At 61.9% G+C, this 26,502-nt stretch carries 15 protein-coding genes and 3 rRNA genes; 6 read left to right on the forward strand and 12 right to left on the reverse strand.

From position 1 onward, the window contains the following. Positions 1-136: 136 nt before the first annotated feature. The 11 genes from J2S45_RS07945 to gatC all read right to left on the reverse strand — a co-directional run bounded on the left by J2S45_RS07945 (position 137) and on the right by gatC (position 16,713). Positions 137-1,537, reverse strand: coding sequence for an ABC transporter substrate-binding protein (locus J2S45_RS07945; RefSeq protein ID WP_307635047.1), 1,401 nt, complete (start codon positions 1,535-1,537; stop codon positions 137-139). A gap of 8 nt (positions 1,538-1,545) precedes the next feature. After that, on the reverse strand, positions 1,546-2,496 hold the full coding sequence (locus J2S45_RS07950; protein WP_407702508.1) for a carbohydrate ABC transporter permease: 951 nt from the start codon (positions 2,494-2,496) through the stop codon (positions 1,546-1,548). 1 nt (position 2,497) lies between these two features. Further along, the gene (locus J2S45_RS07955; RefSeq protein WP_296932543.1) at positions 2,498-3,415 is read right to left on the reverse strand and encodes a carbohydrate ABC transporter permease; all 918 of its coding nucleotides are present in this window, start codon (positions 3,413-3,415) and stop codon (positions 2,498-2,500) included. 39 nt (positions 3,416-3,454) lie between these two features. Next, positions 3,455-5,590 carry an alpha-galactosidase gene (locus J2S45_RS07960; RefSeq protein ID WP_407702482.1) on the reverse strand — a complete coding sequence of 712 codons (2,136 nt, stop codon included), beginning with the start codon at positions 5,588-5,590 and terminating at the stop codon, positions 3,455-3,457. A 542-nt stretch (positions 5,591-6,132) separates the two neighbouring features. Further along, positions 6,133-6,249: ribosomal RNA gene (gene rrf, locus J2S45_RS07965) — 5S ribosomal RNA — on the reverse strand. A 77-nt stretch (positions 6,250-6,326) separates the two neighbouring features. Beyond that, positions 6,327-9,407 (reverse strand): 23S ribosomal RNA (locus J2S45_RS07970). 208 nt (positions 9,408-9,615) lie between these two features. Then, positions 9,616-11,145, reverse strand: a 16S ribosomal RNA gene (locus J2S45_RS07975). The 16S, 23S and 5S rRNA genes sit together here, the layout of an rRNA operon. A gap of 625 nt (positions 11,146-11,770) precedes the next feature. Beyond that, positions 11,771-13,177, reverse strand: a complete 1,407-nt coding sequence (locus J2S45_RS07980) for an NAD-dependent malic enzyme (protein WP_307635050.1) — start codon at positions 13,175-13,177, stop codon at positions 11,771-11,773. A gap of 240 nt (positions 13,178-13,417) precedes the next feature. After that, a complete protein-coding gene (gatB, locus tag J2S45_RS07985) occupies positions 13,418-14,914 on the reverse strand; it encodes an Asp-tRNA(Asn)/Glu-tRNA(Gln) amidotransferase subunit GatB (RefSeq protein ID WP_307635051.1) in 1,497 nt (498 codons plus the stop codon). Positions 14,915-14,916: 2 nt separating this feature from the next. Next, a complete protein-coding gene (gatA, locus tag J2S45_RS07990; protein ID WP_270975776.1) occupies positions 14,917-16,413 on the reverse strand; it encodes an Asp-tRNA(Asn)/Glu-tRNA(Gln) amidotransferase subunit GatA in 1,497 nt (498 codons plus the stop codon). Then, entirely contained in the window at positions 16,414-16,713 is a 300-nt protein-coding gene (gatC, locus tag J2S45_RS07995; RefSeq protein ID WP_296931216.1) for an Asp-tRNA(Asn)/Glu-tRNA(Gln) amidotransferase subunit GatC, read from the reverse strand. It lies immediately after the preceding gene. Between the two features lie 34 nt (positions 16,714-16,747). On the opposite strand from gatC, the gene J2S45_RS08000 reads away from it, so the two are divergent. Beyond that, complete coding sequence (locus J2S45_RS08000; RefSeq protein WP_307635052.1) at positions 16,748-18,007, forward strand: phospholipase D-like domain-containing protein; 1,260 nt, start codon at positions 16,748-16,750, stop codon at positions 18,005-18,007. Positions 18,008-18,022: 15 nt separating this feature from the next. Here the strand turns inward: J2S45_RS08000 and ligA are convergent, their stop codons facing one another. Continuing rightward, the gene (ligA, locus tag J2S45_RS08005; RefSeq protein WP_307635053.1) at positions 18,023-20,617 is read right to left on the reverse strand and encodes an NAD-dependent DNA ligase LigA; all 2,595 of its coding nucleotides are present in this window, start codon (positions 20,615-20,617) and stop codon (positions 18,023-18,025) included. Positions 20,618-20,669: 52 nt separating this feature from the next. On the opposite strand from ligA, the gene J2S45_RS08010 reads away from it, so the two are divergent. From J2S45_RS08010 to J2S45_RS08030, 5 genes are read left to right on the forward strand one after another with little or no spacing between them, the layout of a single operon-like run. Beyond that, positions 20,670-21,419: an SOS response-associated peptidase gene (locus J2S45_RS08010; protein WP_307635054.1), complete on the forward strand. Its 750-nt coding sequence runs from the start codon at positions 20,670-20,672 to the stop codon at positions 21,417-21,419. A gap of 34 nt (positions 21,420-21,453) precedes the next feature. Continuing rightward, positions 21,454-22,641, forward strand: coding sequence for a sensor histidine kinase (locus tag J2S45_RS08015; RefSeq protein ID WP_296930907.1), 1,188 nt, complete (start codon positions 21,454-21,456; stop codon positions 22,639-22,641). Beyond that, positions 22,634-23,320, forward strand: a complete 687-nt coding sequence (locus J2S45_RS08020) for a response regulator (RefSeq protein WP_307635055.1) — start codon at positions 22,634-22,636, stop codon at positions 23,318-23,320. Before J2S45_RS08015 ends, J2S45_RS08020 begins: the two co-directional genes overlap by 8 nt. Continuing rightward, entirely contained in the window at positions 23,317-24,042 is a 726-nt protein-coding gene (locus J2S45_RS08025) for an ATP-binding cassette domain-containing protein (RefSeq protein WP_307635056.1), read from the forward strand. Before J2S45_RS08020 ends, J2S45_RS08025 begins: the two co-directional genes overlap by 4 nt. Beyond that, positions 24,042-26,411, forward strand: coding sequence for an ABC transporter permease (locus J2S45_RS08030; RefSeq protein ID WP_307635057.1), 2,370 nt, complete (start codon positions 24,042-24,044; stop codon positions 26,409-26,411). The genes J2S45_RS08025 and J2S45_RS08030 overlap by 1 nt, the downstream gene beginning before the upstream one ends. Positions 26,412-26,502: the final 91 nt, after the last annotated feature.

Raw genomic sequence — 26,502 nt, forward strand, 5'->3', positions numbered from 1 at the left:
AGATTGCGTCCCGCGGCCGTAGCGCCGCGGCCGCGGGTGTTGCCGCCCAGTGCTTCTTATAGCGCCAAGCACATATCCGCCTTCGCCTCAGGCGTTCCCCCGTTTGGAATAACGGGGGAACACCCGGGGCAAAGGCCTACTTGTCCTCTCGATTCGAGCTCATCAGCACGTTGACACGATTGTTCGCATCGGTCAACGATGATGGGTCAGCTTCGAAGGCGATCACGGCCGACATAGCTGGCTTCATCATGGAATCCACCTGCGCCCAGCGGTCAACCACCGGAGAGGGAACCGTTGTGCCTTCGTCAATGTGTATGGAGAACGCGCGCGCGTCCATCCCCATATTCTCGAAGGTCGAGATGGCTTTCTGAGTGGAGGTCATGATCGCGGGGAAAACGGTGCCCTGTTCGGCGATGACATCTTGACAATCAGCAGATCCCAGGTATTTCACCCAGCGCCACGCTTCTTGCGGATGCTTTGTGCCGACCCACACCGAATCAGCCAGGCCATTCATCACCGATGCGCGATGGCCGTCCGGACCAATCGGCGTCGGAGCGACCTGTACCGGTATTTGCGAAGTCGTGGCGATATTCGAGATATTCCACGATCCTTCAATCAGCGTCGCATAGGCGCCCGAGCCAAGCGATTCAAGCGTGCCAATGCCAGACGTGGCGATGGACAGCGGCGGCATGTACCCCTTTTCGATCAACGAACGCCACCACCCGATGGTCTCCTGGAATTTGGGCGAATCGTAGTTGAAGTGCTGCCCCCAGGGGTTCGTTTCCGTCCACGTCCACTGCCCGTTCGAGAGGGCAAACGGCGACCACTGAACCTGGCCATAGCCAGAGCCGGCCTCGTTGTACCCGATTCCGTAAACCTTGACGCGGCTCTTGTCGAAGCCCTCTTCGTCGCCTCGCACGCCGTTGGCGTCGATTGTCATGTGCGCGAGGAACTTCTCAAAAGAACCACCGTCTGTCGGATTCCACTCAAGTTTCCAAAGATCTTCGGGCGAGTATCCTGCTTCCTTAACCATGTCCTGGTTGTAGAACAAGGCCTCGGTATCCCAGTCTTTTGGCAGGCCGTAGCGTTGCGTGCCGTCCTGCGAAACCCACTGATCGGCGAGGCCCGGCGCATAGACCGAGAAATCGTATTTTTCTTCCTCGACGTAGGGCTCAATGTCTAGCAATTGCCCCAGCGAGGCGTACTTGCCGAACTGTGCGGTGTGGTTGGTGAAGACGTCCGGTGCGTTCTCCGCCACCATCGAGGCGGTGATCTGCGTCCAGTAGTCATCCCACCCGTACTGCTCGATCTGAATGTGCACATCCGGGTTCTTCTTTTCGAAATCTGTTGCGCACTGCCTGTATCCGGGCAACTGTCCCGCGTCCCAAAGCCAATACCGAAGCGTGACCTTGTCGGCCGTGTCACCCGCATTTGTGGCACACGCCGATAGCGTAGCGCCTGAGACGAGACTCAGCGCGGCGAGCGCAGCGAATGCACGGCGCTTGCGCGAAACATGCCGTAGATTATTCTTCTTCATGATGCGCCTCACTTAATCCCGGAGAATCCAATAGAGTTCACGATTCGCTTGCCCAGGATCACGAACAGGATCACGATGGGCAGCGCGGCAACGAGAGCGGCTGCCATCAGCGCCGTCCAGTCGGGCGAGCCCTGCGGCTTTTGCGAGCGGAAGATGCCGAGCGCCACCGTCAGCACGCGCACGTTGTCCGACTGGCCGACCAGCAACGGCCACATGTAGTCGTTCCAGGCGTTGATGAACGTCAAGACGGCAAGCGTGATGATCGGAGCTGAAGCCATCGGGCAGATCACCCGGAAGAACACCTTGAACGGGCCGGCTCCGTCGATCATCGCGGCCTCGTCGATCTCTCTGGGCACGCCGAGAAAGAACTGGCGCAAGAAGAAGATCGCGAACGGCGTCATGAAGAACGTAGGCAAGACGATCCCGGGAAAAGTGTTGAGCAAGCCGAGCTGCTTGATCAGCACGAAGTTCGGAATCATGGTGAAGATACTCGGCACCATCAAAGCAGACAAGAAAAGGGCAAAGATAGCGTCGCGCCCTTTCCATGTCAGCCGTGAGAATGCGTAGGCCGCCATCGCTGAGAACAGCGTTTGCCCGACCGTGACCACGCTTGCCACGATCAGTGAGTTGCGCAGGTAAAGCCAGAAGTTGATGGAGGCACCCGCGCCGCCCTGAGCCAGCGATTCTTCGGGGCTCGTCATGCCAAAGACACGACGATAGGCATCGAGCGTGGGGTTTTCCGGCCATAGTGTCCCTGGCGAGGACACCAGTTCCGAGTTCGTCATCAAAGATGAGCGCAGCATCCATATGAACGGAAATATGGTGATGAGCAGCAGGAAGATCAGGCACGCCCATGCGGCGTAGAATCCCAGGCCGTGACGCTTCTTTGGCTCAGCTACGCGGGCAGTGCCAGCAACGCTGGACTTCTTAGTGATTGTCTGGGTCGTCATAGTACTCACCTCACAGTTCATCCGATTCGTTTGCTCTCATCAGGCGAAGCTGAATGAGCGTCACGCCAAAGAGCAACACGAACAGCACCATCGCCAAGGCAGATGCGTATCCGAAGTCGAGCTGGCCAAACGCGAGATCCCAGATGTAGTAGTAGATCACGCGCGTAGCATTAATCGGCCCGCCCTTCGTCGTGATGGCAACCGTGTCGAAGATCTGGAACGAACCGGTAACGGTAACCACCAAGACCATGGCCAAAACCGGACGAAGGAGCGGAAGGGTAATGGAGAAGAACTTTCGCACTTCACCCGCGCCATCGATATCTGCGGCCTCGTAAACCGACTTGTTGATGGTTTGCAACCCGGCAAAGACCAAGAGAGCCGTGTATCCCATGTGGCGCCACACGTTGATGAACGCCACGGTTGGAATGGCCCAGGCTGATTCACCGAAGAATGCCACGCGATCCAGACCGATGCCGTCCATGACCACGTTCACGATACCGATCTGGTAATCCATCATGAAATACCACACCAGGGCGACAACCACGTTCGCAATGAAGTATGGCAACAGCGCCATACCGCGGATAAGGGTGGAGCTGGTCAATCGCTGGAGTAGCACTGCCAGAAGGATCGCGATGATCGTTTGGAAACCGATGTTGAGCACCACGTAGTACAGCGTCACCTTGATGGAATTCCAAAAGAGGGGATCCTCGATGAGTCGCTGGTAGTTTGCCATGCCTGTCCACGTGGGTGGCGTGAGAACCGCGTAATCTGTAAACGAAAAGTACAGTCCTCGAAGTGCTGGGACCAGATAGAACATGATGAGCCCGATTCCAGCGGGGGCGAGAAAAATCAATGCATAGCGGGTTTGCCGGTTGTTGACGGCGTGACGACGCACCTTCGTTGGTGCGCTCACCGTGGGTGATGACATCGCTTTTCTCCTTTCTAAATTTACCTTGTGAAAAACACGTTAGGCTCGTGCACTCAGGCGCAAGAGAACGGTTTGCAGCGGGTTGAGATCCGGGAAACGAAAACCAGCCTGCATGATGACCCGCCCCGGTAGCGTGAGGCCGTCCTGCCACCACGGCACCGAACCGGCGCCTGTAGCGATAGCGGAGTCGATTCCGCCCGGCAGGAGCTCGCGCATGTGGTAGACGACGTCGTTATCCAGTCCAGGCAGACGTAACGCGGGAGTGGGACGCTGCGGTGAGGTCTGCACGCGCGTGAGAGCAAAGACAGCATCCGATCGATCCTGCGCAACGACGCCGTGAACCCGGTAGCCCTGATCGGGATGATCTGCGTGAACCACGCGTCCCGAATGCAGCATTGGGCGCAAGCTCTTGTGCAACGCGACCCACTTGGCCAGCTCGTCACGCTCATGCGGATCCGCGTTCGGCAAGTCCCACTCAATCCCCATGTGGGAGAACATCGCATTCGAGGCACGCAATGCCAGATTCAACGTGCGCCCCGTTTGGTGTGACACCGTTGAGGCAACGTGAGACCCAACCAATTCCGGCGGCAAGAGTAGCGATGTTCCGGCTTCGATCTGCAGGCGTTCCATCGCATCCGTGCAGTCCGAGCCCCACACGCGTACCGCGTGCTCCATGATACCCAGGTCAATGCGCCCGCCGCCTCCAGCACAAGACTCAATCTCCAGCCCCGGATAGGCGGACATAATGAAGTCCATGAGCCGGTAGGTTGCCAGCGTTTGAGCGTGGTAGACCGGCTTGCCCGTGAGCGGGGAGATCGCCTCGTACAGGTCGCGGTTGAAGTCCCACTTGATGTAGTCGACAGTCGTCGAATCCAGCACCGCAACCATCTGCGATCTGACGTGCTCATAGGCTTCAGGGTTCGTCAGGTCTATCACCTGCTGGTGGCGCGCCTCCTGCGGGCGATGCGTGCGCGGTGACAGAATCCACTCCGGATGACGCCGCGCCACCTCCGAATTGGGGCTGATCATTTCCGGTTCGAACCACAAACCGAACTGCATTCCTGCCGCATGAACCGCGTCCGCCAGCGGAGCCAGTCCGTGCGGCCACACTTCTTCCGATATGGTCCAATCCCCCAGGCTGGTCGTGTCATCTCGCCTGTCCGAGAACCATCCATCATCGAGCACAAAACGCTCAACTCCCACCTTCGCGGCCTCTTCAGCGAGCTTGAGGAGATGGGGCAGTTCCTGTTTGAAGTACACCGCCTCCCACGCGTTCAGCGTCACCGGCCGGGGCGTCGTCGGGTGGTTCGAGCGGCCTCGGAGAAACTCGTGGATGCGCCCGGCTGCCTCATCAAGCCCTTCGCCCCAAGTGCCCACGATCCACGGAGAGGTATAGCGCTCGCCGTGTGCGAGAAGAACTTCGCCCGGGTAAAGCAACTCTCCCGCAAGTAGCCCCTGGTAGCCTTGCGTGTCCCGCTCGGCGATAGTGCAGGTGTTACCCGACCAGGCGACGTGAACGTAATGGACAAGTCCGCGCTGCCACGATGTGCCTTCTTCACAGGTGCCGTGAATCGTTGATGCGGAGTGTCCGCGCCCCACACGGATTTCACGCCGATGCGAACCGATGGTGAACTCGTGCAGGTGAGTGTCACGTTCACGCAAATGGTGTCCGCTTTGATCGATGACGAAGGTCTCGCTGGCGGGTGTCGGCAGTGCCAGCAGTAGCGAGTCGAGTTGATAGCCATCCTCACCCGTATTCGTCACGCTTGCCCGAGTGCGCACTAGGCCTGAGCCCGTGATCTCCAGCTCAAGTGTCAGATCGATACCCGCCTCGTCATCGTGAGCGTGGGCGATCATCGACGACGCCGTCTGCTCGACCGAGCCCGTCACGAATGAGGAGAACTGCGCCGCGCCATCGCGCGCGCCAACCAAGCCCGGCGTGCCGATCCACCCCTCGCTCTGTTGCGGTACGAGAGAAAAGAGCGGAGGGACATCGGCCAGGCCCGAGACGACGGCGGAAATCTGCGCCCGCGAGAACGCCGTGGCCTGGTCTGAACTGACCGCCCCGAGATCCGCGCCCCAGTACAGCACCTGAGGTAACCCCCGGTCCGTAAGCCGCACAAAGACGGAAGTCCCGCCGTTTCTCAGATGAATGTTTGGTGGTATCGATACCATGAGCACCCCGAATCGAGTTGTGTGAGGCTGTAGCGCCATTGCATACTGTTACCTTACGGCATGAATAATCGTAGCACGCCAATTAACCAATAGATGGGGATAATGTGAAACGCGTTCCCCAACCTCGGAACTGCTTTTCGTTAAACAATCAAGGACTTATTCGGACACCACGATATCCGGGACCTTCGTCGTACGGAGTCCATTGTATATAACTCTATCTAGACATATATCAATCGCTGAAGCAACCCCGATAGATTGGACAAGTCGATTGAGCCATCAACCCAGCTACCTGGGCATACAACGCTGCATCCGATCCTCAACACCGGCGCATCCCCAACTGAGCGCCGAGCCGCGTCACCGTCAATCCCGCATTCGCGCGTGGCTGTGGGGTGGAGTTACACCACGAGAGTCTAAGCCATCCTGGACACCACAGTCCCGGGCACCCCAAACGACGCCGTGCGGACCAAGCAGGGGGCTACAGGATAAAAAAAGGGGGGGTCCCGGCACAAGTGCCGGGACCCCCCCTTCTTCTTCACAAACAATGACGGCAGTGTCCTACTCTCCCACACCCTCACAAGTGCAGTACCATCGGCGCTAGCAGGCTTAGCTTCCGGGTTCGGAATGGGACCGGGCGTTACCCCACCGCTATAACCACCGTCAAAAACACGGGAAACACACACGCACGGCGTAGTGACCCAGAATCGTATAGTAGATGCGAACACAACAAAAAAGTTGTTTAAGTAAGTAATCGGCCAATTAGTACCAGTCAGCTCCACACCTTACAATGCTTCCACGCCTGGCCTATCAACCCCATGATCTATAGGGGGCCTCACAACAACAAATGTCAAGGAAACGTAATCTTAAAGCAGGCTTCCCGCTTAGATGCTTTCAGCGGTTATCCCTCCCGAACGTAGCCAACCAGCCATGCACCTGGCGATACAACTGGCACACCAGAGGTTCGTCCGTCCCGGTCCTCTCGTACTAGGGACAGCCCTCCTCACGTTTCCAACGCGCGCAGCGGATAGGGACCGAACTGTCTCACGACGTTCTGAACCCAGCTCGCGTACCGCTTTAATGGGCGAACAGCCCAACCCTTGGGACCTACTCCAGCCCCAGGATGCGACGAGCCGACATCGAGGTGCCAAACCATGCCGTCGATATGAACTCTTGGGCAGGATCAGCCTGTTATCCCCGGGGTACCTTTTATCCGTTGAGCGACGGCGCTTCCACAAGCCACCGCCGGATCACTAGTTCCTACTTTCGTACCTGCTCGACCTGTCAGTCTCACAGTCAAGCCCCCTTGTGCACTTACACTCAACACCTGATTACCAACCAGGCTGAGGGAACCTTTGAGCGCCTCCGTTACCATTTAGGAGGCAACCGCCCCAGTTAAACTACCCACCAGGCACTGTCCCTGAACCAGATCATGGTCCAAGGTTAGACATCCAGCACGATCAGAGTGGTATTTCAACAATGACTCCACCACCACTAGCGTGACAGCTTCACAGTCTCCCACCTATCCTACACAAACCGTACCAAACACCAATACCAAGCTATAGTAAAGGTCCCGGGGTCTTTCCGTCCTGCTGCGCGAAACGAGCATCTTTACTCGTAATGCAATTTCACCGAGTTCGCGGTTGAGACAGCGGAGAAGTCGTTACGCCATTCGTGCAGGTCGGAACTTACCCGACAAGGAATTTCGCTACCTTAGGATGGTTATAGTTACCACCGCCGTTTACTGGGGCTTAAATTCTCAGCCTCGACACCACAAAAGGGCATCTAACCGATCCTCTTAACCTTCCAGCACCGGGCAGGCGTCAGTCCGTATACATCCACTTACGTGTTCGCACGGACCTGTGTTTTTGATAAACAGTCGCTTCTCCCTGGTTTCTGCGGCCATCACCCCTAGCACGCAAAGTGCTTCAAGGATCAGGCCCCCCTTCTCCCGAAGTTACGGGGGCATTTTGCCGAGTTCCTTAACCACGATTCACTCGAACTCCTTAGTATACTCTACCAAACCACCTGTGTCGGTTTAGGGTACGGGCGGCTAGAACCTCACGTCGAGGCTTTTCTCGGCAGCACAGGATCACTCTACTTCGACCACAAGGTCTCATCATCCAGCCTCACTCAAAACGCTTCCCGGATTTACCAAAGAAACAAGCTGCGCTGTTAAACGTGGCAAGCCATAAGCCACGCGGAAGCTACCACTCTGCGTCACCCCTGTTAACACGCTTGCCTACCACAAGATCAGGCCCCACGCTCACCACACCACCAACCCCCAAAAGGGCCAGCAGTAGGCAAGGATGGTTAGTATCCCCCCGCTTCAGCATGGACGGTCCTTCGCCGGTACCAGAATAACAACTGGTTACCCATCGACTACGCCTGTCGGCCTCGCCTTAGGACCCGACTAACCCAGGGCGGACGAACCTGCCCCTGGAACCCTTAGTTTTTCGGAGGACGGGATTCCCACCCGTCAATCGCTACTCATGCCTGCATTCTCACTCGCACTCAATCCACCACACGGTCACCCGGCAGCTTCACCTCAAGCACGACGCTCCCCTACCCAACAAAAACTGTTGCCACGGTTTCGGCGGTGTACTTAGCCCCGCTACATTGTCGGCGCGGAATCACTTGACCAGTGAGCTATTACGCACTCTTTCAAGGATGGCTGCTTCTAAGCCAACCTCCTGGTTGTCACAGCAACTCCACATCCTTTCCCACTTAGCACACCCTTAGGGGCCTTAACCGATGATCTGGGCTGTTTCCCTCTCGACAATGGAGCTTATCCCCCACAGTCTCACTGCCACGCTCAACTTAACCAGCATTCGGAGTTTGGCTGATCTCAGTACCCGGTATAAGGGCCATCAACCATCCAGTCGCTCTACCACCAGCAAGCACACGCAACGCTGCACCTAAATGCATTTCGGGGAGAACCAGCTATCACGAAGTTTGATTGGCCTTTCACCCCTAACCACAGGTCATCCCCTCCATTTTCAACTGAAGTGGGTTCGGGCCTCCACACGCTCTTACACGTGCTTCACCCTGCCCATGGCTAGATCACTCCGCTTCGGGTCTAGAACATGCAACTATGGCGCCCTATTCAGACTCGCTTTCGCTACGACTACCCCACACGGGTTAACCTCGCCACACATCCTAACTCGCAGGCTCATTCTTCAAAAGGCACGCCATCACCCCCACCAAGAAGGCTCTGACGGATTGTAAGCGCACGGTTTCAGGTACTATTTCACTCCCCTCCCGGGGTACTTTTCACCATTCCCTCACGGTACTATCCACTATCGGTCACACGAAGTATTTAGGTTTACACAGTGGTCTGTGCAGATTCACACGAGATTTCACGAGCCCCGTGCTACTCGGGAACACCACAAGAAGAGCGCAAGATTTCAACTACCCGACTATCACGGTCTACGGTCCAGCTTCCCAACTGATTCGCCTATCCCACACCTTTATCACTTCACGACCCCTCGTCGGAGGAATCACGCAGCTCCCACAACCCCGAATATGCAACGCCCGACGGCTATCACACACACCCGGTTTAACCTCATCCGCTTTCGCTCGCCACTACTCACAGAATATCTCTTCCTACGGGTACTAAGATGTTTCACTTCCCCGCGTCACCCCCAACCACCCTATACATTCAGGTGGCGGTACCCAGAAACAACTCCAGGCAGGTTCCCCCATTCGGACACCCTCGGATCACAGCTCGTATGCCAACTCCCCGAGGCTTATCGCAGGCTACAACGTCCTTCATCGGCTCCGTGTACCAAGGCATCCACCGAACGCCCTTACACACTTACAAAAACCAAAAGATGCTCGCATCCACTATACAATTCTCAACCACCACACCAACACCACACACAAACCCCACAACAGAGCCCGGCGCAGGCAGCACAGGTGTTACCCCACACCCCAACAGCATGCCAGCCCCCCACATTGCGAACCACTAAAAACCCCACACACAAACACCCACAACCACAACAGTCACAGGCACACATGAGGCTCCTTAGAAAGGAGGTGATCCAGCCGCACCTTCCGGTACGGCTACCTTGTTACGACTTCGTCCCAATCGCCAATCCCACCTTCGACCGCTCCCCCCAAAAAGGTTAGGCCACGGGCTTCGGGTGTTACCAACTTTCGTGACGTGACGGGCGGTGTGTACAAGGCCCGAGAACGTATTCACCGCAGCGTTGCTGATCTGCGATTACTAGCGACTCCGACTTCATGGGGTCGAGTTGCAGACCCCAATCCGAACTGAGACCAGCTTTAAGAGATTAGCTCACCCTCACAGGCTCGCAACCCTCTGTACCGGCCATTGTAGCATGCGTGAAGCCCAAGACATAAGGGGCATGATGATTTGACGTCATCCCCACCTTCCTCCGAGTTAACCCCGGCAGTCTCCCGTGAGTCCCCAACACAACTTGCTGGCAACACAGGACAAGGGTTGCGCTCGTTGCGGGACTTAACCCAACATCTCACGACACGAGCTGACGACAACCATGCACCACCTGTACACCACCCCAAAGGCTGCACCATCTCTGGCACATCGCAGTGTATGTCAAGCCTTGGTAAGGTTCTTCGCGTTGCATCGAATTAATCCGCATGCTCCGCCGCTTGTGCGGGCCCCCGTCAATTCCTTTGAGTTTTAGCCTTGCGGCCGTACTCCCCAGGCGGGGCACTTAATGCGTTAGCTACGGCGCAGAACCCATGGAAAAGGCCCCACACCTAGTGCCCAACGTTTACGGCGTGGACTACCAGGGTATCTAATCCTGTTCGCTACCCACGCTTTCGCTCCTCAGCGTCAGTAATGGCCCAGTAACCTGCCTTCGCCATCGGTGTTCCTCCTGATATCTGCGCATTCCACCGCTACACCAGGAATTCCAATTACCCCTACCACACTCTAGTCTGCCCGTACCCACTGCAACCCCGAAGTTAAGCCCCGGTCTTTCACAGCAGGCGCAACAAACCGCCTACGAGCTCTTTACGCCCAATAATTCCGGACAACGCTCGCGCCCTACGTATTACCGCGGCTGCTGGCACGTAGTTAGCCGGCGCTTCTTCTGCACATACCCTCAACCACAAAGGCCTTGTTCTGTACTGAAAGGAGTTTACAACCCGAAAGCCTTCATCCCCCACGCGGCGTCGCTGCATCAGACTTGCGTCCATTGTGCAATATTCCCCACTGCTGCCTCCCGTAGGAGTCTGGGCCGTATCTCAGTCCCAATGTGGCCGGTCACCCTCTCAGGCCGGCTACCCGTCGACGCCTTGGTAGGCCATCACCCCACCAACAAGCTGATAGGCCGTGAGCCCATCCCCATCCAAAAAATCTTTCCAACCCCCACCATGCGGCAGAAGCAGAATATCCGGTATTAGACCCAGTTTCCCAGGCTTATCCCAAAGACAAGGGCAGGTTACTCACGTATTACTCACCCGTTCGCCACTAATCCACCAAAACAAAAGCTTCAGCTTCATCGTTCGACTTGCATGTGTTAAGCACGCCGCCAGCGTTCGTCCTGAGCCAGGATCAAACTCTCCACAAAAAACCAAACCCACCAAGCACAAAACCCAGCAGGAAAGATCCAAACAGAAAGCCAAAACAGACTCAAAAAACCAGAAAAACTGGCAAAAAAAACTGCAACCAACCCAACCCAACAAAAAGCCAAGCCAAGCCAGCCACAACAACAACCAACCCAACCAAAAAAGGAAGAGCCAGCCATCAAAAAAACACAACATAAAAAGCTGACACACTATTGAGATATCAAACAACACACCCACTCGAAAGACCAGCGATTTCTCTTCGCTGTGCCCCTCGGGAGCAACCTCTCTAACTTAGCTCATCTTTCGGCCGGAGTCAAATCCCGGTGTCTAGATCACATAAATCAGAAAGACATTTGCCGCTCGGCCCGTGAGCCTCACGCCCCGGCGGCAAGAAAAGAATTTACACACCCCGCACCCGGAAGGTCAAACCCGATCGCCGTGCCCCTCCTCACACCGCCCCGAACTGCGCAAATATGCGGAAAGGTCGGCCATGACGCACAACATACGCGCTGGGGGCGCGTCGGATTCGACGCGCCCCCAGCGCTCTGTGGTATCGCGGGCCTCCCTTTTTCGTGCTCCCAGCACGCACGGGCCCCGCCCTTTCCGCGTAGTAGCGCGCTTACCCCCTTAGTGCGCTACTGCCCATTGCTGCCCATTGGCGAACTCTTCACGGATCGCTCCGGCGACCTTCTCCGCCAGATCTGGCGTAAAGACGCCCGGGATGATGAACGCGCTATTGAGCTCCGCCGGTTCCACTGCCGCAGCAATCGCATTGGCGGCCACCACAAGCATCTGGTCTGTGACCTCGTGTGCCCGCACGTCCAGCATTCCGCGGAACAGCCCCGGGAACGCCAGCACATTGTTGATCTGGTTCGGATAGTCCGAGCGCCCCGTGGCCACAACGGAGGCGTACTTGCCCGCCGCGCCCGGATCCACCTCCGGGGTCGGGTTCGCGAGCGCAAAGACGACGGCGTCCTCGGCCATCGTCGCGATGTCCTCACCCGTCAAGATGTTGCCCGCCGAAACGCCGATGAAGACGTCCGCGCCGGCGAGCACGTCCTTGAGGCTGCCCTGTACCTGGCGCGGGTTCGTGTTCTGTGCCAACCAGTTTCGGTCCGGATCAGCCTCCTCGCGGAAGGCACCCAGCGCGCCGTTGCGCCCGCATCCGATGATGTCGTAGGCACCCTGGCTCTTGAGCAGGCGAATGATGGCGTTGCCGGCAGCACCCACGCCCGAGACGACGATCCGCACATCCTCGATCTTCTTGCCCACCACCTTCAGCGCGTTAATCAGCGCCGCAAGCACGACGACGGCGGTGCCATGCTGATCGTCATGGAAGACCGGGATGTCAAGCTCCTCGCGCAACCTGCGCTCGATCTCGAAACACCGCGGCGCGGAGATGTCCTCCAGATTGATCCCGGCGAACCCGGGCGCGATCGCCTTGACGATCGAAATGATCTCCTCGGTGTCCTTCGTGTCCAGGCACACCGGCCACGCATCCACACCGGCGAAGTTCTTAAACAGCGCGGCCTTGCCCTCCATGACGGGCATCGCGGCCAACGGCCCGATGTCCCCTAGGCCGAGCACGGCCGTACCGTCGGTGACGACGGCCACCGTGTTGCGCTTGATTGTCAGCCTGCGCGCCTCCGAGGGATCCTCCACGATCCGCTCGCAGATTGCCGCCACGCCGGGCGTGTAGATCTTCGACAGGTCCTGGCGAGTCTTCAGTGGCCGCTTGAGCGTGACCTCGATCTTGCCGCCCAGGTGCGCCTGGACCGTCGCATCGTGAATCCCATGCACGATCACCCCCTCGGTCCGCTGTAGCTTCTTGCGGATCTTCTTCGCGTGGTTCAGGTCGTGCGTCATGCAGGTGACGTCAAAAAGCAGGTGCTCGTCATCGGAACGCACCATGTCGATTCCCGTGATCAGCGCATCTTCGTAGCTGATTTCGTTGGTGATACGCGGAACAGCGTGGTCGTCGTAGGGAATCTCGATTCGCAACGTCACCGCGTAGCTCGGTCTCGGCTTTGCCATAATCCGCCTTGTCTTTCTTCGTTCTTGCGCGATCATTTAGTCAGCGCGATCATTCTGTCAGGTTGCCCCGCACTTAGCCCCACAGTTTCAGCCATCGGGAAACGGGCGATGAAGCCGGGCACCGTCTCGACGTCCGGCAACGAAAAACCCCGGCGGGTTCGCCGGGGTCTCTCGCAGCAGCTAAGGCGTCACGTCAGCGCCTCTGCGCGTCGCATGTGCCTTCGCACACCTCGCGAGCGCCTAGGCCTGGCCAGCACGCTCCATAATCAGCTCGCGCACGCGCGCCGCGTCCGCCTTGCCGCGGGTGGCCTTCATGACAGCGCCGACGATCGCGCCGGCGGCCTGCACCTTACCTGCCCTGATCTTGTCCAAAATATCCGGGTTCGCGGCGAGCGCCTCGTCGACGGCGGCACCCAGCGCGGCGTCGTCGGAAACAACCTCCAGCCCGCGGGCGGCCACGACGTCGGCAGGGCTGCCCTCTCCTGCCAGCACCCCGTCAAGGGCCTGGCGGGCAAGCTTGTCAGTGAGCTTGCCACTGGTGACAAGCCCGTCCAGCTCGGCGACGTCGGCCGCCGTCACGGGGACGTCGGCCAGCGCCAGCTCGTTGTCCTTCGCATAACGGGCCAGCTCGCCCATCCACCACTTGCGCGCGCCGGCAGGGCTTGCCCCGGCGTCGACGGAATCGCTGATGAAATCCAACGCGTCGGCGTTGACGATGTCGCGCATCTCCATCTCCGAGATGCCCCATTCGCTCAGGAGCCGCTTGCGCCGCGCGGCGGGCATCTCCGGCAACGACGCCCGAATCTCCTCCACCCATTCGACGGGCGGCGCAATCGGCACCAGATCCGGCTCGGGGAAGTAGCGGTAGTCGTCAGCATCCGACTTGAGCCGGCCAGGCGACGTCGTTGAATCGGCCTCCTGCCAGTGGCGCGTCTCCTGCACCACCTTCTGCCCCGAGGACAGCACCTTACCCTGGCGGCAGATCTCGAACTCGACGGCGCGGGCGACCGCACGGAAAGAGTTGACGTTCTTCGTTTCGGTACGAGTGCCGAGCGGCGCATCCGGGCTCGGGCGCAGGGAGACGTTGACGTCGGCGCGGACGTTGCCGCGCTCCATGCGGGCCTCCGACACCCCGATGGCCCGGGCGATGTCGCGGATGGACTGCACATACTTCGCGGCCACCTCCGGCGCGCGCGCCCCGGCGCCCTCGATCGGGCGGGTCACAATCTCCACCAGTGGCACGCCGGCGCGGTTGTAGTCCACCAGCGAATGCGTGGCGCCCTGGAGTCGGCCCTCGCCGCCCACGTGCGTGTTCTTGCCCGCGTCCTCCTCCACGTGTGCGCGTTCGATGAGCACCCGGAAAACCTCGCCGTCGTCGAGCTCCAGGTCGAGATAGCCGTCGTAGGCGATCGGCTCATCCGACTGGGAGGTCTGGAAGTTCTTCGACAAGTCCGGGTAGAAATAGTTCTTGCGCGCAAACCGGCACGACTTCGCAATCTTGCAGTTGAGCGCCAGGCCGAGCCGGATCGCGTACTCGATGGCCTTCTTGTTCACCACCGGCAACGCGCCGGGCAGGCCGAGCGAGACAGGGGTGGTGTTGACGTTGGGCTCCCCACCGAACTCGTTGGGGGCGGCGTCGAACATCTTCGTCTTGGTCGCCAACTCGACGTGAACCTCAAGCCCGAGCACGGGGTCGAAGTTCGCGGCAGCCTCGGCGTAGTCCATCAATTCTTCCATCGTTACTTCTCCCCCACTTCGATCGGGCATTCGCGGGCGGAGCGATCCGCGACCGCCTCCACCATCGCCGCCACCTTGTACATGCGCGCATCCTCATGCGCGGGCGTGATCACCTGGAAGCCGACCGGCAGCCCATCCGCCAGACCCGCCGGCACCGACAGCGCCGGCACGCCCGCGAGGTTGGCCGGGGTGGTCGTCATGTCGTTCATGTACATCGCCATCAGATCGTCCTTCTTCGAACCGAATTCGAAGGCGACGGTCGGGGCCGTGGGCGTGACCAGCACGTCCACCTTTTCGAACGCGGCGTCCAGGTCGCGTTGGACGAGCGTACGCACCTTCAGCGCCGACCCGTAGAACCTGTCATAGTGCCCCGAGCTCAGCGCATACGTGCCCAGGATGATGCGCCGCTTGACCTCCGGGCCGAACTTCTCCCCGCGGGTGGCCGACATCATCGTCTCCGCCGTCACCGGGCCGCTCTTAGGCTCCACACGGTTGCCGTATCGCACGCCGTCGAAACGCGCCAGGTTGGAGGAGACCTCCGCCGGCATGATGAGGTAGTAGGCCGCGATCGCCGAGTCGAACGCCGGGCAGGAGACCTCGGTGACCTCCGCCCCGCGCGCCTTGAGCTTGTCCACCGTCTCCTCGAAGACGGCCATCACGCCCGGCTCGAAACCATCGCCCGACATTTCCTTCACGACGCCGACGCGCAGGCCCGCGAGATCCTGCGCGGCCGAGCCCTCGACCGCGGCGTCGTACAGGCCCGTGGCGACCTCCGGTAGCGACGTCGAATCATGCGGGTCGTGGCTGGAGAGAATCTCCTGCAAGGCCGCCGCGTCGGCAACCGTGCGCGCACACGGACCGACCTGATCCAGCGAGGAGGCCATCGCCACAACCCCGTAGCGCGAGACGTTGCCGTACGTGGGCTTGGCGCCAACCGTACCCGTCACCGCTCCCGGCTGACGGATCGACCCGCCCGTGTCCGAACCCAGCGCCCACGGCACCATGTAGGCCGCGACCGCGGCAGCCGAACCGCCGCCCGAGCCGCCCGGGATGAGGTTGTCTCCCCACGGGTTCGTCGTCGGCCCGAAGGCCGAATTCTCCGTCGAGGAGCCCATCGCGAACTCGTCCATGTTCGTGTGCCCCACGATCGGCAGCCGCGCCGCCTTCAGGTTCTTGACCACCGTGGCGTCATAGGGCGAGATCCAGCCCTCCAGCATCTTCGACCCGCACGTGACCGGGGTGCCGAGCTGACAAATGTTGTCCTTGATCGCCACCGGCACGCCCGCGAACGGCGGCAGCTGCTTGCCCGCCGCACGATCGGCGTCGACGCCGCGGGCCACCTCGAGCGCGCCGTCGGCGTCAACGAACAGGAACGCGTGCAGGTGACCGTTTTCCGCCTCGATCCGGTCGAGGCACGCCTGGGTCAACTCAACCGAGGTGACCTCGCCGGCGCGTAACATCGCGGCGAGCTCGACCGCGGGCTTCTTCAGCAATTCCATTTATTCCTCCCCCAAGATCTGCGGCACCGCGAATTTGCCGTCCTCGCAGGCCGGCGCTGAGGCGAATACCAGGTCAAGATCCAGCTTCTCCTCGCCCACCTCGTCCTCGCGCCACACGTTGGTCAGCGGCATCGGGTGGGAGGTAGCCGGGATGTCCGAGGCGGCAACCGCGGAGACCTTCTCCATGGCGTCCGAGATTGTGGACAGTTCGCCGGCGAACTGCTCAATCTCCTCTTGTGTTAAGGAAATGCGCGCGAGGTCGGCCAAGCGGGCCACCTCATCGTTTGAAAACTTTGACATGAGCAAAGTCTAACCCGTTCGATACTATAAGCACATGTCACGCTTCCTGCGACCAAATCGCGAAACCCCCAAGCGCCTCATCAAGTACGGCATATTGGGCGCTCTGACCGCGCAGATCGCCGCCGTCAGCGCAGTCCTGGCGGTGGACGAACACCGCAAGCGGCGCAACCCTCCCAGCGGCACATTCCCCACCCTGCCCCCGCGCACTACCACCGTCTCCGGCTCCGACCTGACTGTCTACACCTTTGGCGAGGATCTGTATGCGGACATGCTCGAGGCGATCGACGGCGCACGCGAGCAGATCTTCTTTGAGACCTACATAATTAAGGCCGACGACGTCGGCTACGAGTTCCGCAATGCCCTCATCGCTGCCGCCCGGCGCGGGGTGCAGGTGTACGTCATCATCGACACCTTCGGCAACCTCAATCAAGACCCGCGGTTCCGCCAGTTCCCCGAGCACGAGAATCTGCACGTGATCCTCTTCCCGCTCCTTCGCACCGGCATCTTCACGGGCAACGGCCGCGACCGCGGCTTTGACCACCGCAAGATCTTGGTGGTCGATCAGGAAATCGGATTTGTGGGCGGCTACAACATCGGTGCCCTGTACGCCAACACGTGGCGCGACACCCACCTGCGTATCAAGGGCCCGTCCGTGTGGGAGCTAGAGAACGCGTTCGTCGACATGTGGAACGTCTACCGGGGCGCGGCGCTACCCGAGCTGCCGGACCGGGGGCTGTCGCACTGGTCGTCGAAGGTGATCGCGACCCAAAATGTGCCCGCCTTCAAGTCCTACCCCGTGCGCGCCTCCTACCTGGGCGCGATCGACCGGGCCTACCACCGTGTCTACATCACGATGGGCTACTTCATTCCCGACGCCGGCATCCTCCACTCCCTCACCTCCGCCGCCAGGCGCGGGGTGGACGTGCGGGTGCTCGTCCCCGAGTACTCTAACCACATCGTTGCCGACTGGGTGGGCCGACCCTACTACAAGGATCTGCTGGCCTCCGGGGTGCGGATCTTCCTCTACCGCGAGGCGATGATCCACGCCAAGACCATGACGGTGGACGGCATCTGGTCCACGGTCGGCACCACGAACATTGACCGGATCTCCATGGACGGTAACTTCGAGATCAACGTGGAGGTGTTCAACAGCCCGTTCGCGACGATCATGGAGGAGATCTTCGAACTGGACCTGTCCAACTCCCGCGAGCTCACGGCCTCACAGTGGGAGCAACGCAGCACGCTGGCGCGGGTGGCCGAAAGGATTTTGCGCCCGCTGGCCCCGTTGCTCTAGCCTCCGGCCCGCGCCCTAGGCCCGCCCGAGCCGGTCTAGGAACTCCTGCGCCGTCCATGTTTCGATGCCGAGAGCCGCGGCCTTCGTGGTCTTGGAGGCGCCGGGGTTGTCCCCGATGACCACCACGTTCGTCTTCTTCGACACCGATCCGGTGGCCTTGCCACCCGCCTTCGTGATCGCCTCAGCCACCCCGTCGCGGGTATAGCCCTCCACCGAGCCGGTCACCACGATCGTCATGCCCTCGAACGGGCGTGGCCCGGCGGCCTCGTCAGCCGCGCTGTCGCCACCGGCCGGGCGCTGGTCTTCGAAGACCACCCCGGCCTTGCGCCACTCTTCCACGATCTCGGCGTGCCACGGCTCGTCAAACCACTCCAGTAGCGAGCGCCCGATGATCTCTCCCACCCCGTCGATTTCGGAGAAGGGAACCTCTCCCGCCTCTACCTGAGCGCGCCCGGCGGCCAGCATCGCGTCGAGCGATCCGAAGTGCGCGGCGAGTGCGCGCGAGGCCACCGGCCCCACGTGGCGGATGTTGAGCGCCACGAGCTTGCGCCACAGCTCTTTTGACTTGGCCCTATCGATCTCGGTGAGGACCTTCTCCAGCGTCTTCGACGGCGCCGACGCCGCCTTGACCTGGTAGCCCGCACGGATGGTTTCAGCCACAGCCCCGGACCGCGACCACGTCGGCTTCGTCCAGCCCGCTCGCGCGTAGCGCCAGTCCCCGGTGGCCTCGCCGGCCACCCGCACCGGCTGCCAGGTCCGCACGGCCTGCAGATCCCCGGCCGAGAGCGCAAACAGCTGCGCCTCGGTGTCGAGGAACGGGGTCTGTGCGGCGGGGATCCCAAGCGTGTCCTGCAGATCCTGCCCGATGATGTTCTCCGGATCGAGTAGTGCCCCGTCCTCGTTCGTGATTCCCAACTCCACTCGACGCTCGAGCGGCAGCACCATCCGCACCCGCGGATCCGCGGAATCCTCCAGCGGCCAGCCTGCCGCGTGTGCACTGAGCGCCTCCTCGTCCGTCAGTTCCAGCGCGTGCCCGGTGGCGAGCGCGATGAGTGCCTCGGCCCGGTGGCGGTCCGGATCGGCGAGCCACTGGGCGGACTCCTCCCCCAGCGATTCGATGTCGAGCGCCCCGCGCGAGCCGATGTGGATAACGCGCTGGTGAAGCTGTGCGGGGCAGGAACGCGTGTTGGTGCATCGCAGGTCCTTGTCCCCCTCCTTGGCGGGCGCGATCGGCCCCCCGCAGGCCGGGCAGTGCGCGGGCATGACGAAGACCCGTTCCGAGCCGTCCCGCTCCGCCAGCACCGGGCCCACTACCTCGGGGATGATGTCACCCGCCTTGCGCAAAATGACCATGTCCCCGATCATCACGCCCTTGCGTTCCACCTCGAACGGGTTGTGCAGCGTGGCCTGCGCCACCGTGGATCCATCCACCCACACCGGCTCCATCACGGCAAACGGGGTGACGCGACCGGTGCGTCCCACCTGCACCCGGATGTCGAGCAGCCGGGTCTGGACCTCGGTGGGCGGGAACTTGTAGGCAACGGCCCAGCGCGGCACGCGCGCGGTGTAGCCGAGCTTGGCCTGCATACGGCGATCCTCCAGCTTGATCACCACGCCGTCGAATTCGTGATCGAGTGACATGCGCGCACCCTGATACGCGTTAAGGTACGCCTCGATCTCCTCCATCGTGGAGACCATCCGTGTCTGCGCCGATACGGGCAGCCCCCATGACTTAAAGACCTCGTAGATGCCCTCCTGGGTGGCCATCTTCTCTACCAGCGCCTCCGAGGCTCCCTCCAGCGCGCCGATGCCGTGCGCGATGAAGCTCAGTGACTTGATCGCAAAGCCCGTGTTGTCCTCCTGACGCATCGTGCCGGCGGCTGCGTTGCGCGGGTTGACGAACGTCTTGAGCACCGCTTCGCGCTGCAGGCGCGGGAGCGGGGCCAGCCCCTCCTTGGCCCGGCTCGCGTTCTTCGCGCGCAGTGTCTTGTTGTAGGCATCGATCTCCTGGTTACGGCGGGTGATCTCCTCATTGCGCACCTCCACCGAATCGTTGAACTCGGTAAACTTCGCAATCGGGAAGTAGACCTCCCCGCGCACCTCCACCAGCTCCGGCCAGTCCTGCCCCGTGAGCTTCGCCGGAATCGCCTCGATCGCGAGCGCGTTGCGCGTCACGTCCTCGCCCGTCACCCCGTCACCGCGCGTGGCCGCCGTGTGAAGCGCGCCGCCCCGATACGTGAGGTTGAGCGCCAACCCGTCGATCTTGACCTCGGCCGTGAACCGGCTCCCTGCCGGCACTTCCCCGGTGATCCCGGTCAACCACGTGGCCAGCTCCTCACGGCTGAACACGTCCTGTAGCGAATACATGCGCTCGGCATGGCGCAACTCCGCGGCCGCCCCGCGCGCCACCTTGGCCCCCACCTTCATGGTGGGCGACTGCGGGCTCCACAGCTGCGGGAAGCGATCTTCGAGCGCGCGCATTTGCGCGATGAGCGCGTCATACGTGGCGTCGACCATGATCGGTTCGCCCGTCGAATGATAGGCCTCCTGCGCGCGGCGCAGCTTCGGGGCGAGTTCGTTCCAGCGTGTGGTTGCTTCTTCGATGTTCACCCTCTCATTGTCTCCCATCCATCCGACATTTTTCTTCCACTAGGCTGGGGGCATGTGTGGACGATACGCAACCATGGGCCGCAGGGACATTCAGCTCGAGTTCCGCCTCGACGTCGTCGCCGATTCCTACGCCCCCTCCCCCAGCTGGAACGTCGCCCCCACCCAGGACGTCCCGATCATTGTCGAGCGCAGGCCTCTTCCCGGCGATGAGTGGCTCGACGACGCCGTCGCCCAGCCCACGCCCACGCCTCCCGGCACGCCCGCCGGGCCCGCGCCCGACGTCGTGCGCGCCCTGACCCCGGCCTTCTGGGGTCTCATCCCGCCGTGGGCGAAGAACGCCTCCCGCCCGATGATCAACGCGCGCATGGAGACCCTGGCCGAGAAGCCCTCCTTCGCCCCGGCGCTGCGAAAGAGGCGCTGCATCTTCCCGGCCGCGGGCTACTTCGAGTGGCGCAAGCCGGACAGGACCCCGTTCTACATCTACCGCGATAACGCCCCTCTTGCCCTGGCCGGACTGTATGGCTGGTTCAAGGACGGCGAGGACTGGCTACTGACGGCCACGATCGTCACGCGCGCGGCGCGCGGCGAGTTGGCGCAGATTCACGATCGCACTCCCCTCATCCTGAACCCTGACGAGTATGACATGTGGCTCGACCCCACCCTCCAGGATCCGACGCTCCTCGAGGCCCTGAGTCGCCCCGGCCCGCGGCTGTCTTTCCACGAGGTCGGCCGGGCGGTGGGCAACGTGTCCAACAACTCCCCGGACAACATCGCAGCCGTCTCAGGCACGCCCCAAGTATGAAGGCCGGAACGCGATCACGCCGTACCCTAGTGCTATGAACGAATTTGCCACCGTCAGAGGATCCTTCCCCGGCGACTTACTGTTGGCGCTCCTGGTCGCCTTCATCACGCTGCTGGTTCCCGCTGACGTGCTCGGCATCGACCTCCTCCACGACGCGCTGCTCTACACCTCCGCGGTGGCCACCGTCTTGGGGACCTTCTTCCGCCGCACGCACCCGATCCCGGCGGCGATCACGGTCTACCTCGCAGCGCTGTTGCGCTACGTTGCCTTCCCCACCGAGTTCTTCCCGCAGGATGTGGCGGTTCTCCTGGCGCTGTACGCGGTGCTCGCCTTCGGCTCGTCCACGGTGAAGATACCGGCGATCCTGGGGGCCTGTTTCGGCGCCTTCCTCCTGGTGTTGCCGTACGTGGGCGGCGGGACCTCCCACCTCCTTGTCGTCTTCATCTTTTTCGCCGGCCAGGCCATCGTCATCGCGACGGCGGCGGTCGCTCTCCTGCGCCGCGCCCAGTATGACCAGCTCGAGCACGTCATCGCCGAATCCCAGATCGCCCAGGTCAACGCCGAGCGCGACGCCGAACTCGCCGTCGTCTCCGAGCGCACCCGCATCGCCCGCGAAATGCACGACATCGTCGCCCACACCCTTTCCGTCGTCATCGCCCAGGCCGACGGCGGGCGCTACGCCGCCAAGAACAACCCCGAGGCTGCCGTGCGAGCGCTGGACGTCATCGCGGACATGTCGCGCGCAGCCCTCGCCGATATCCGTTCGATCATCGGCGTCCTGCGCGACCCGGAGGAGATCGACGCGCCGCTCGCGCCCGAGCCCGTCGACGCCGACCTGCTCCAGCTCGTCGAACAGGTGCGCTCCGCCCGCCACGAGGTGGCCTACGTGACCACGGGCTCCCAACGCCCGCTGCCCGTCGGCGTGGGCAAGGCCCTGTACCGCATCTGCCAGGAGGCGTTGACGAACTCCCTCAAGCACGCCGGCCCGGACGCCGCGATCACGGTCTCTTTACACTGGCGCCCGTCCGAGGTGGTCCTAGACGTGAGCGACAACGGCCGCGGCGCGGCGACCTTCAACGATGGCAAGGGACACGGCATTATAGGAATGACCGAGCGTGCCGCCGTTTTCGGCGGTACTGTGGTCAGCGGACCACGCTCGAGCGGAGGATTTAGAGTGACAGCCACAATTCCGACTCCCGGCGAAAGGAAGAGTCATGTCTGACAAGATTCGGGTTGGCCTGATCGACGACCAGGACCTCGTGCGTAGCGGGTTTTCGATGGTCATCGATTCCCAGGACGACATGGTGACCGTCTTGGAGGCCTCGCACGGCAAGCAGGCCCTCGATCGGCTGGCGCTGGTGCCGGTCGACGTCGTCCTCATGGACGTGCGCATGCCCGGCATGGACGGCCTGGAGACCACCGAGCGCATCAACTCCACCGACTTCCCGCACGGAGTGCGCCCCAAGGTCATCATTCTCACCACCTTCGACCTGGACGAATACGTCATGCGCGCGATCCGCGGCGGCGCCTCCGGGTTCCTGCTCAAGGACGCCCCGCCGGACCAGATGCTCTCCTCCATCCGCACGGTCTACCGCGGCGACGCCGTCATCGCTCCGTCCTCGACCAAACGCCTGGTGTCCTACATCGCCCAGAAGGCGGTCGAGGACCGCGCGCTGCGCCCCGAGATCGTGGATGTGCTCACCGAGCGCGAGCGCCAGGTGCTCTATCACATGGCGCGCGGCCTGTCGAATACCGAGATCGGGGAGGAGCTCGACGTGGCGCAGGCGACCATCAAGACGCACGTGGGGCGCATCTTCGCCAAGCTCGGCGCGCGCGACCGCGTCCAGGCGGTCGTCCTCGCCTACGAGGCCGGGCTCGTGCGCCCGGGTGATCTCGGGTGATCGAGGTTGACTATGTTCGCCTCGTCAGCGGCGTAGGCCGCCGGCGGCGCACCCTCCTCGACGACGTCTCGCTCACCGTCCCCGACGCCTCGATTACCACCGTGCTCGGTGGGCTCGACTCCGACATGTCCGCCCTCATGGCCGCCATCGGCGGGCTGGAGCGCGTGACGTCGGGCAGCATCGTCGTCGGCGAGCTCGACCTCGCCACCGCCTCGGACGCCGAGCGCGAGCGCCTGCTCGCCCACACCTTCGGCCTTCTCTTCCCAAAGGACAACCTGCTTCCCGCGCTCACCCTCAAAGAGAACCTCGACCTTCCGGCGCGCCTCAACGGCACGAGGGTCGGATCCGAGGAGCGCACAAAACTCATCGACCTGTTCGGCCTAGCCCAGGTGTTGGACCAGTATCCCGACGCGGTGCCCCTGCTGGATCAGCTCAAGTGCGCGCTGGCCGGTCTCATCATGTCCGGGCGTACCGTCATCCTGTGCGAAGAGCCGACCGAGGGCCTCACGCGCGCCGACCGTAAGACCCTGTACGCCCTTCTTCGGCTGTGCGCCCGCGAGCGCGCCATGACCGTGATGACCTTCACCTCCAACCCGATGTCGGCCATCTCCGCTGACCGTGTCTACCTCATGACGGACTCGCGCATCGCGGCCGAGCTCGATTCGCCCTCGCTGGATTCCATCCTCGACACGCTGCGGGTCATCTTCAGCGAGGAGCCGTGATGCTACGCCAGCAGCTCGAGCATCACTGGCCCTCCCACGTGCTCGCCGGCGTGGCTCTCACCTACGCCGCGGCCATGGTCTTTTTCATGACGACGATGCTCGGTTTCGCCGACGACACGCTCTCCCTGTCGGTGAAGAAGTCGATCCCACATTCGGACGTGGTGGTCTATTCGGAGACCGTCACCGCGCTCGAGGTGGCCGATCAGATTAGGCAGCTGGACGAGGTCGGGTCCGTCTTCGTCGATTCCTCCCTTCCGGCTGAGGTCGTGACCGAGACCGATCACGCCCCCACCTCTATTCGTTCCCTCGCCCCGCCGGCGCTTCGAACGCAGAAGATCACCACGGGCGCCTTTCCATCCTCCCCACGCGAGATCGCGGTGGCCAAGAAGCTAGCCCACACGCTCGAGCTCGAGGTGGGAGACGAGCTGACCGTGGTCGGCGGCGACGTCGCCAAGCGCTACACCGTCTCCGGAATCTACGCCTGCTCCCCGCTACGGGATCTGAACGGCTTCGAGGCCATCACCACCGACCCCAACCCCAACTTCGTGGCTGCGCAGGGCAACGGGCAAGGCGGCATCGAGGTGCGCGCCACACCCACCGCCACCACCGAAGAGCTACAGGAGGCCATCCTCAAGATCCCTGGTACCGTCGTCGTCAACGCGCGGGACCGCTACGACGACGAATACGCCCGTCAAAAGGCCAGCCTCGACACGCTGACCGAGGCAACCCCCTGGCTTCTGGCCACCGCCTTCCTCACCAGCACCACTGTGGTCTACATGACGGCGGTGGGCGTTGCCCGCCGGCGCACCGCCGAAAGCCACACGCTTCGCGCCCTCGCGCTGTCGGCCGTGCGTCGCCAACGAATGCTCGCCGCCGAGATCGGCGCGGTTGCAGGACTGGCCTACCTTGTCGGGATCACGGTGGGCTACGCGGGCGCCATGGGCGCCTCATCCATCGCGCACTCCGAAAGCGGCGCCCCCTTCCTTCCCTCGGGCATCGGATTCCCCTTCGTCGCGGCGCTCTGGGCACTGATCGCGGTCGCCCTCGCCACCATCATCGGCACCTGCGCGGGGGTTCTTTCCGTTTACCTGCGCACCACCAACACGTGGAAGTCCGCGATCCGCATCGTCGGCCCGGCGGTCGTCATCTTCGCCGCCACCTTCCTCTACACCACCGTCGCGATGCCAGGCGAATTGAGGCCGCATGCGGGGGCGCGCGCCGTCGTCGGCTCGCTGCTTGCACTCGCCGGCGCCACGCTGGTCACCTACCTGGTGGTCGTCGTCGTGACAAAGCGCCTCGCCAAATCCTTCCAGGTCGGCTCGTACTTTTCGCTCCTGCCGCGCTCGCTGACGGCAACGATGACAACGGTGTCCCTGTTCATCGTCCTCATGTCCTCGGCCGCGCTCGGCGCCCTCCACACCACCTACTCCACCCTCGACAATAACGATGACCACCTGTCCAAGCTCTACGACCTGTCCATGACTGCGGGTGTCACCTCCTCCTTCCTCACGCAAGAGAACCTCGACGCCGTGCGCGCGTGGGGCGGCGCCGAAGCGACGCTCACCATGTACCTGCTCAACACGGAAACCTGGCAGCCGGAGGAATTCCAGCCCGGAGCGATCTACGCCGTCGACCCGAAGGAGGCCCAGGACTACTTCGGCCGCAGGCTCGACTTGGACAAACTGCTCGTGCCCCAATGGGCCACCGACGTTCCTTCGTCCGTGCGACTGAACTACGTCGACGCCGAGGGCTTTAACCGCACCGCCGAGGTGGAAGTGACCACGGCGGATGTGCCGTTCGCGCTCATCTCCATCGAAGGCCTGGGCGATCTGGAGCCCGCCGCCATGTGGATCCGTTTTGCCGACCACCACCACATCTCCCAGGACTACAGCCGACTCGAGGCCGCCCTCAACTCCGGAACTGACCGGCCCTTCCTCACCCTCGCGATCACGCCGTCGCGTGTCCACCACGTCAACGTCAGCAAGATTCAAGCCGTGATCCAGACCAGCGTCATCGCCATGCTCGCCTTCGCCGCCTATATGCGCGTCCCGCGATACCTCGACGAGCAGGGTCTCGAGACGCGCTATCTGCGCACGAAAGGCGTTCCGGGCAGGAGGATCCGGGGCCGCAGGCTCGCCCAGGCGCTGGCGTGCATGCTCGTCACGGTGTTGGCCGGCCTCGCACTCGGAGTGGGCGCCACCCTCATCCTCATGTATGCCCACGGTTGGGCCACGCCGCACGAGCCGAGCGTGCCGGTGATGATGCTCGCCCTGAACGCGGGCTCGATCATGCTCGGTTGCCTCGCGCTTGCCATCCTCGGGTATCGCTTCGACGTGTCTAAGCGCACAAAAGCGCGAGATTACGCGTAAATCGGGTGTTAATCACACTTTTTTTCCTTTACCAGATCCCCAAAACCTGCAAAGGTTGAATGCGTATCAGCCAGTGTTAAACGAAGCGTTA

The organism is Trueperella abortisuis (genome assembly GCF_030811095.1).
Classification (GTDB): domain Bacteria; phylum Actinomycetota; class Actinomycetes; order Actinomycetales; family Actinomycetaceae; genus Trueperella; species Trueperella abortisuis.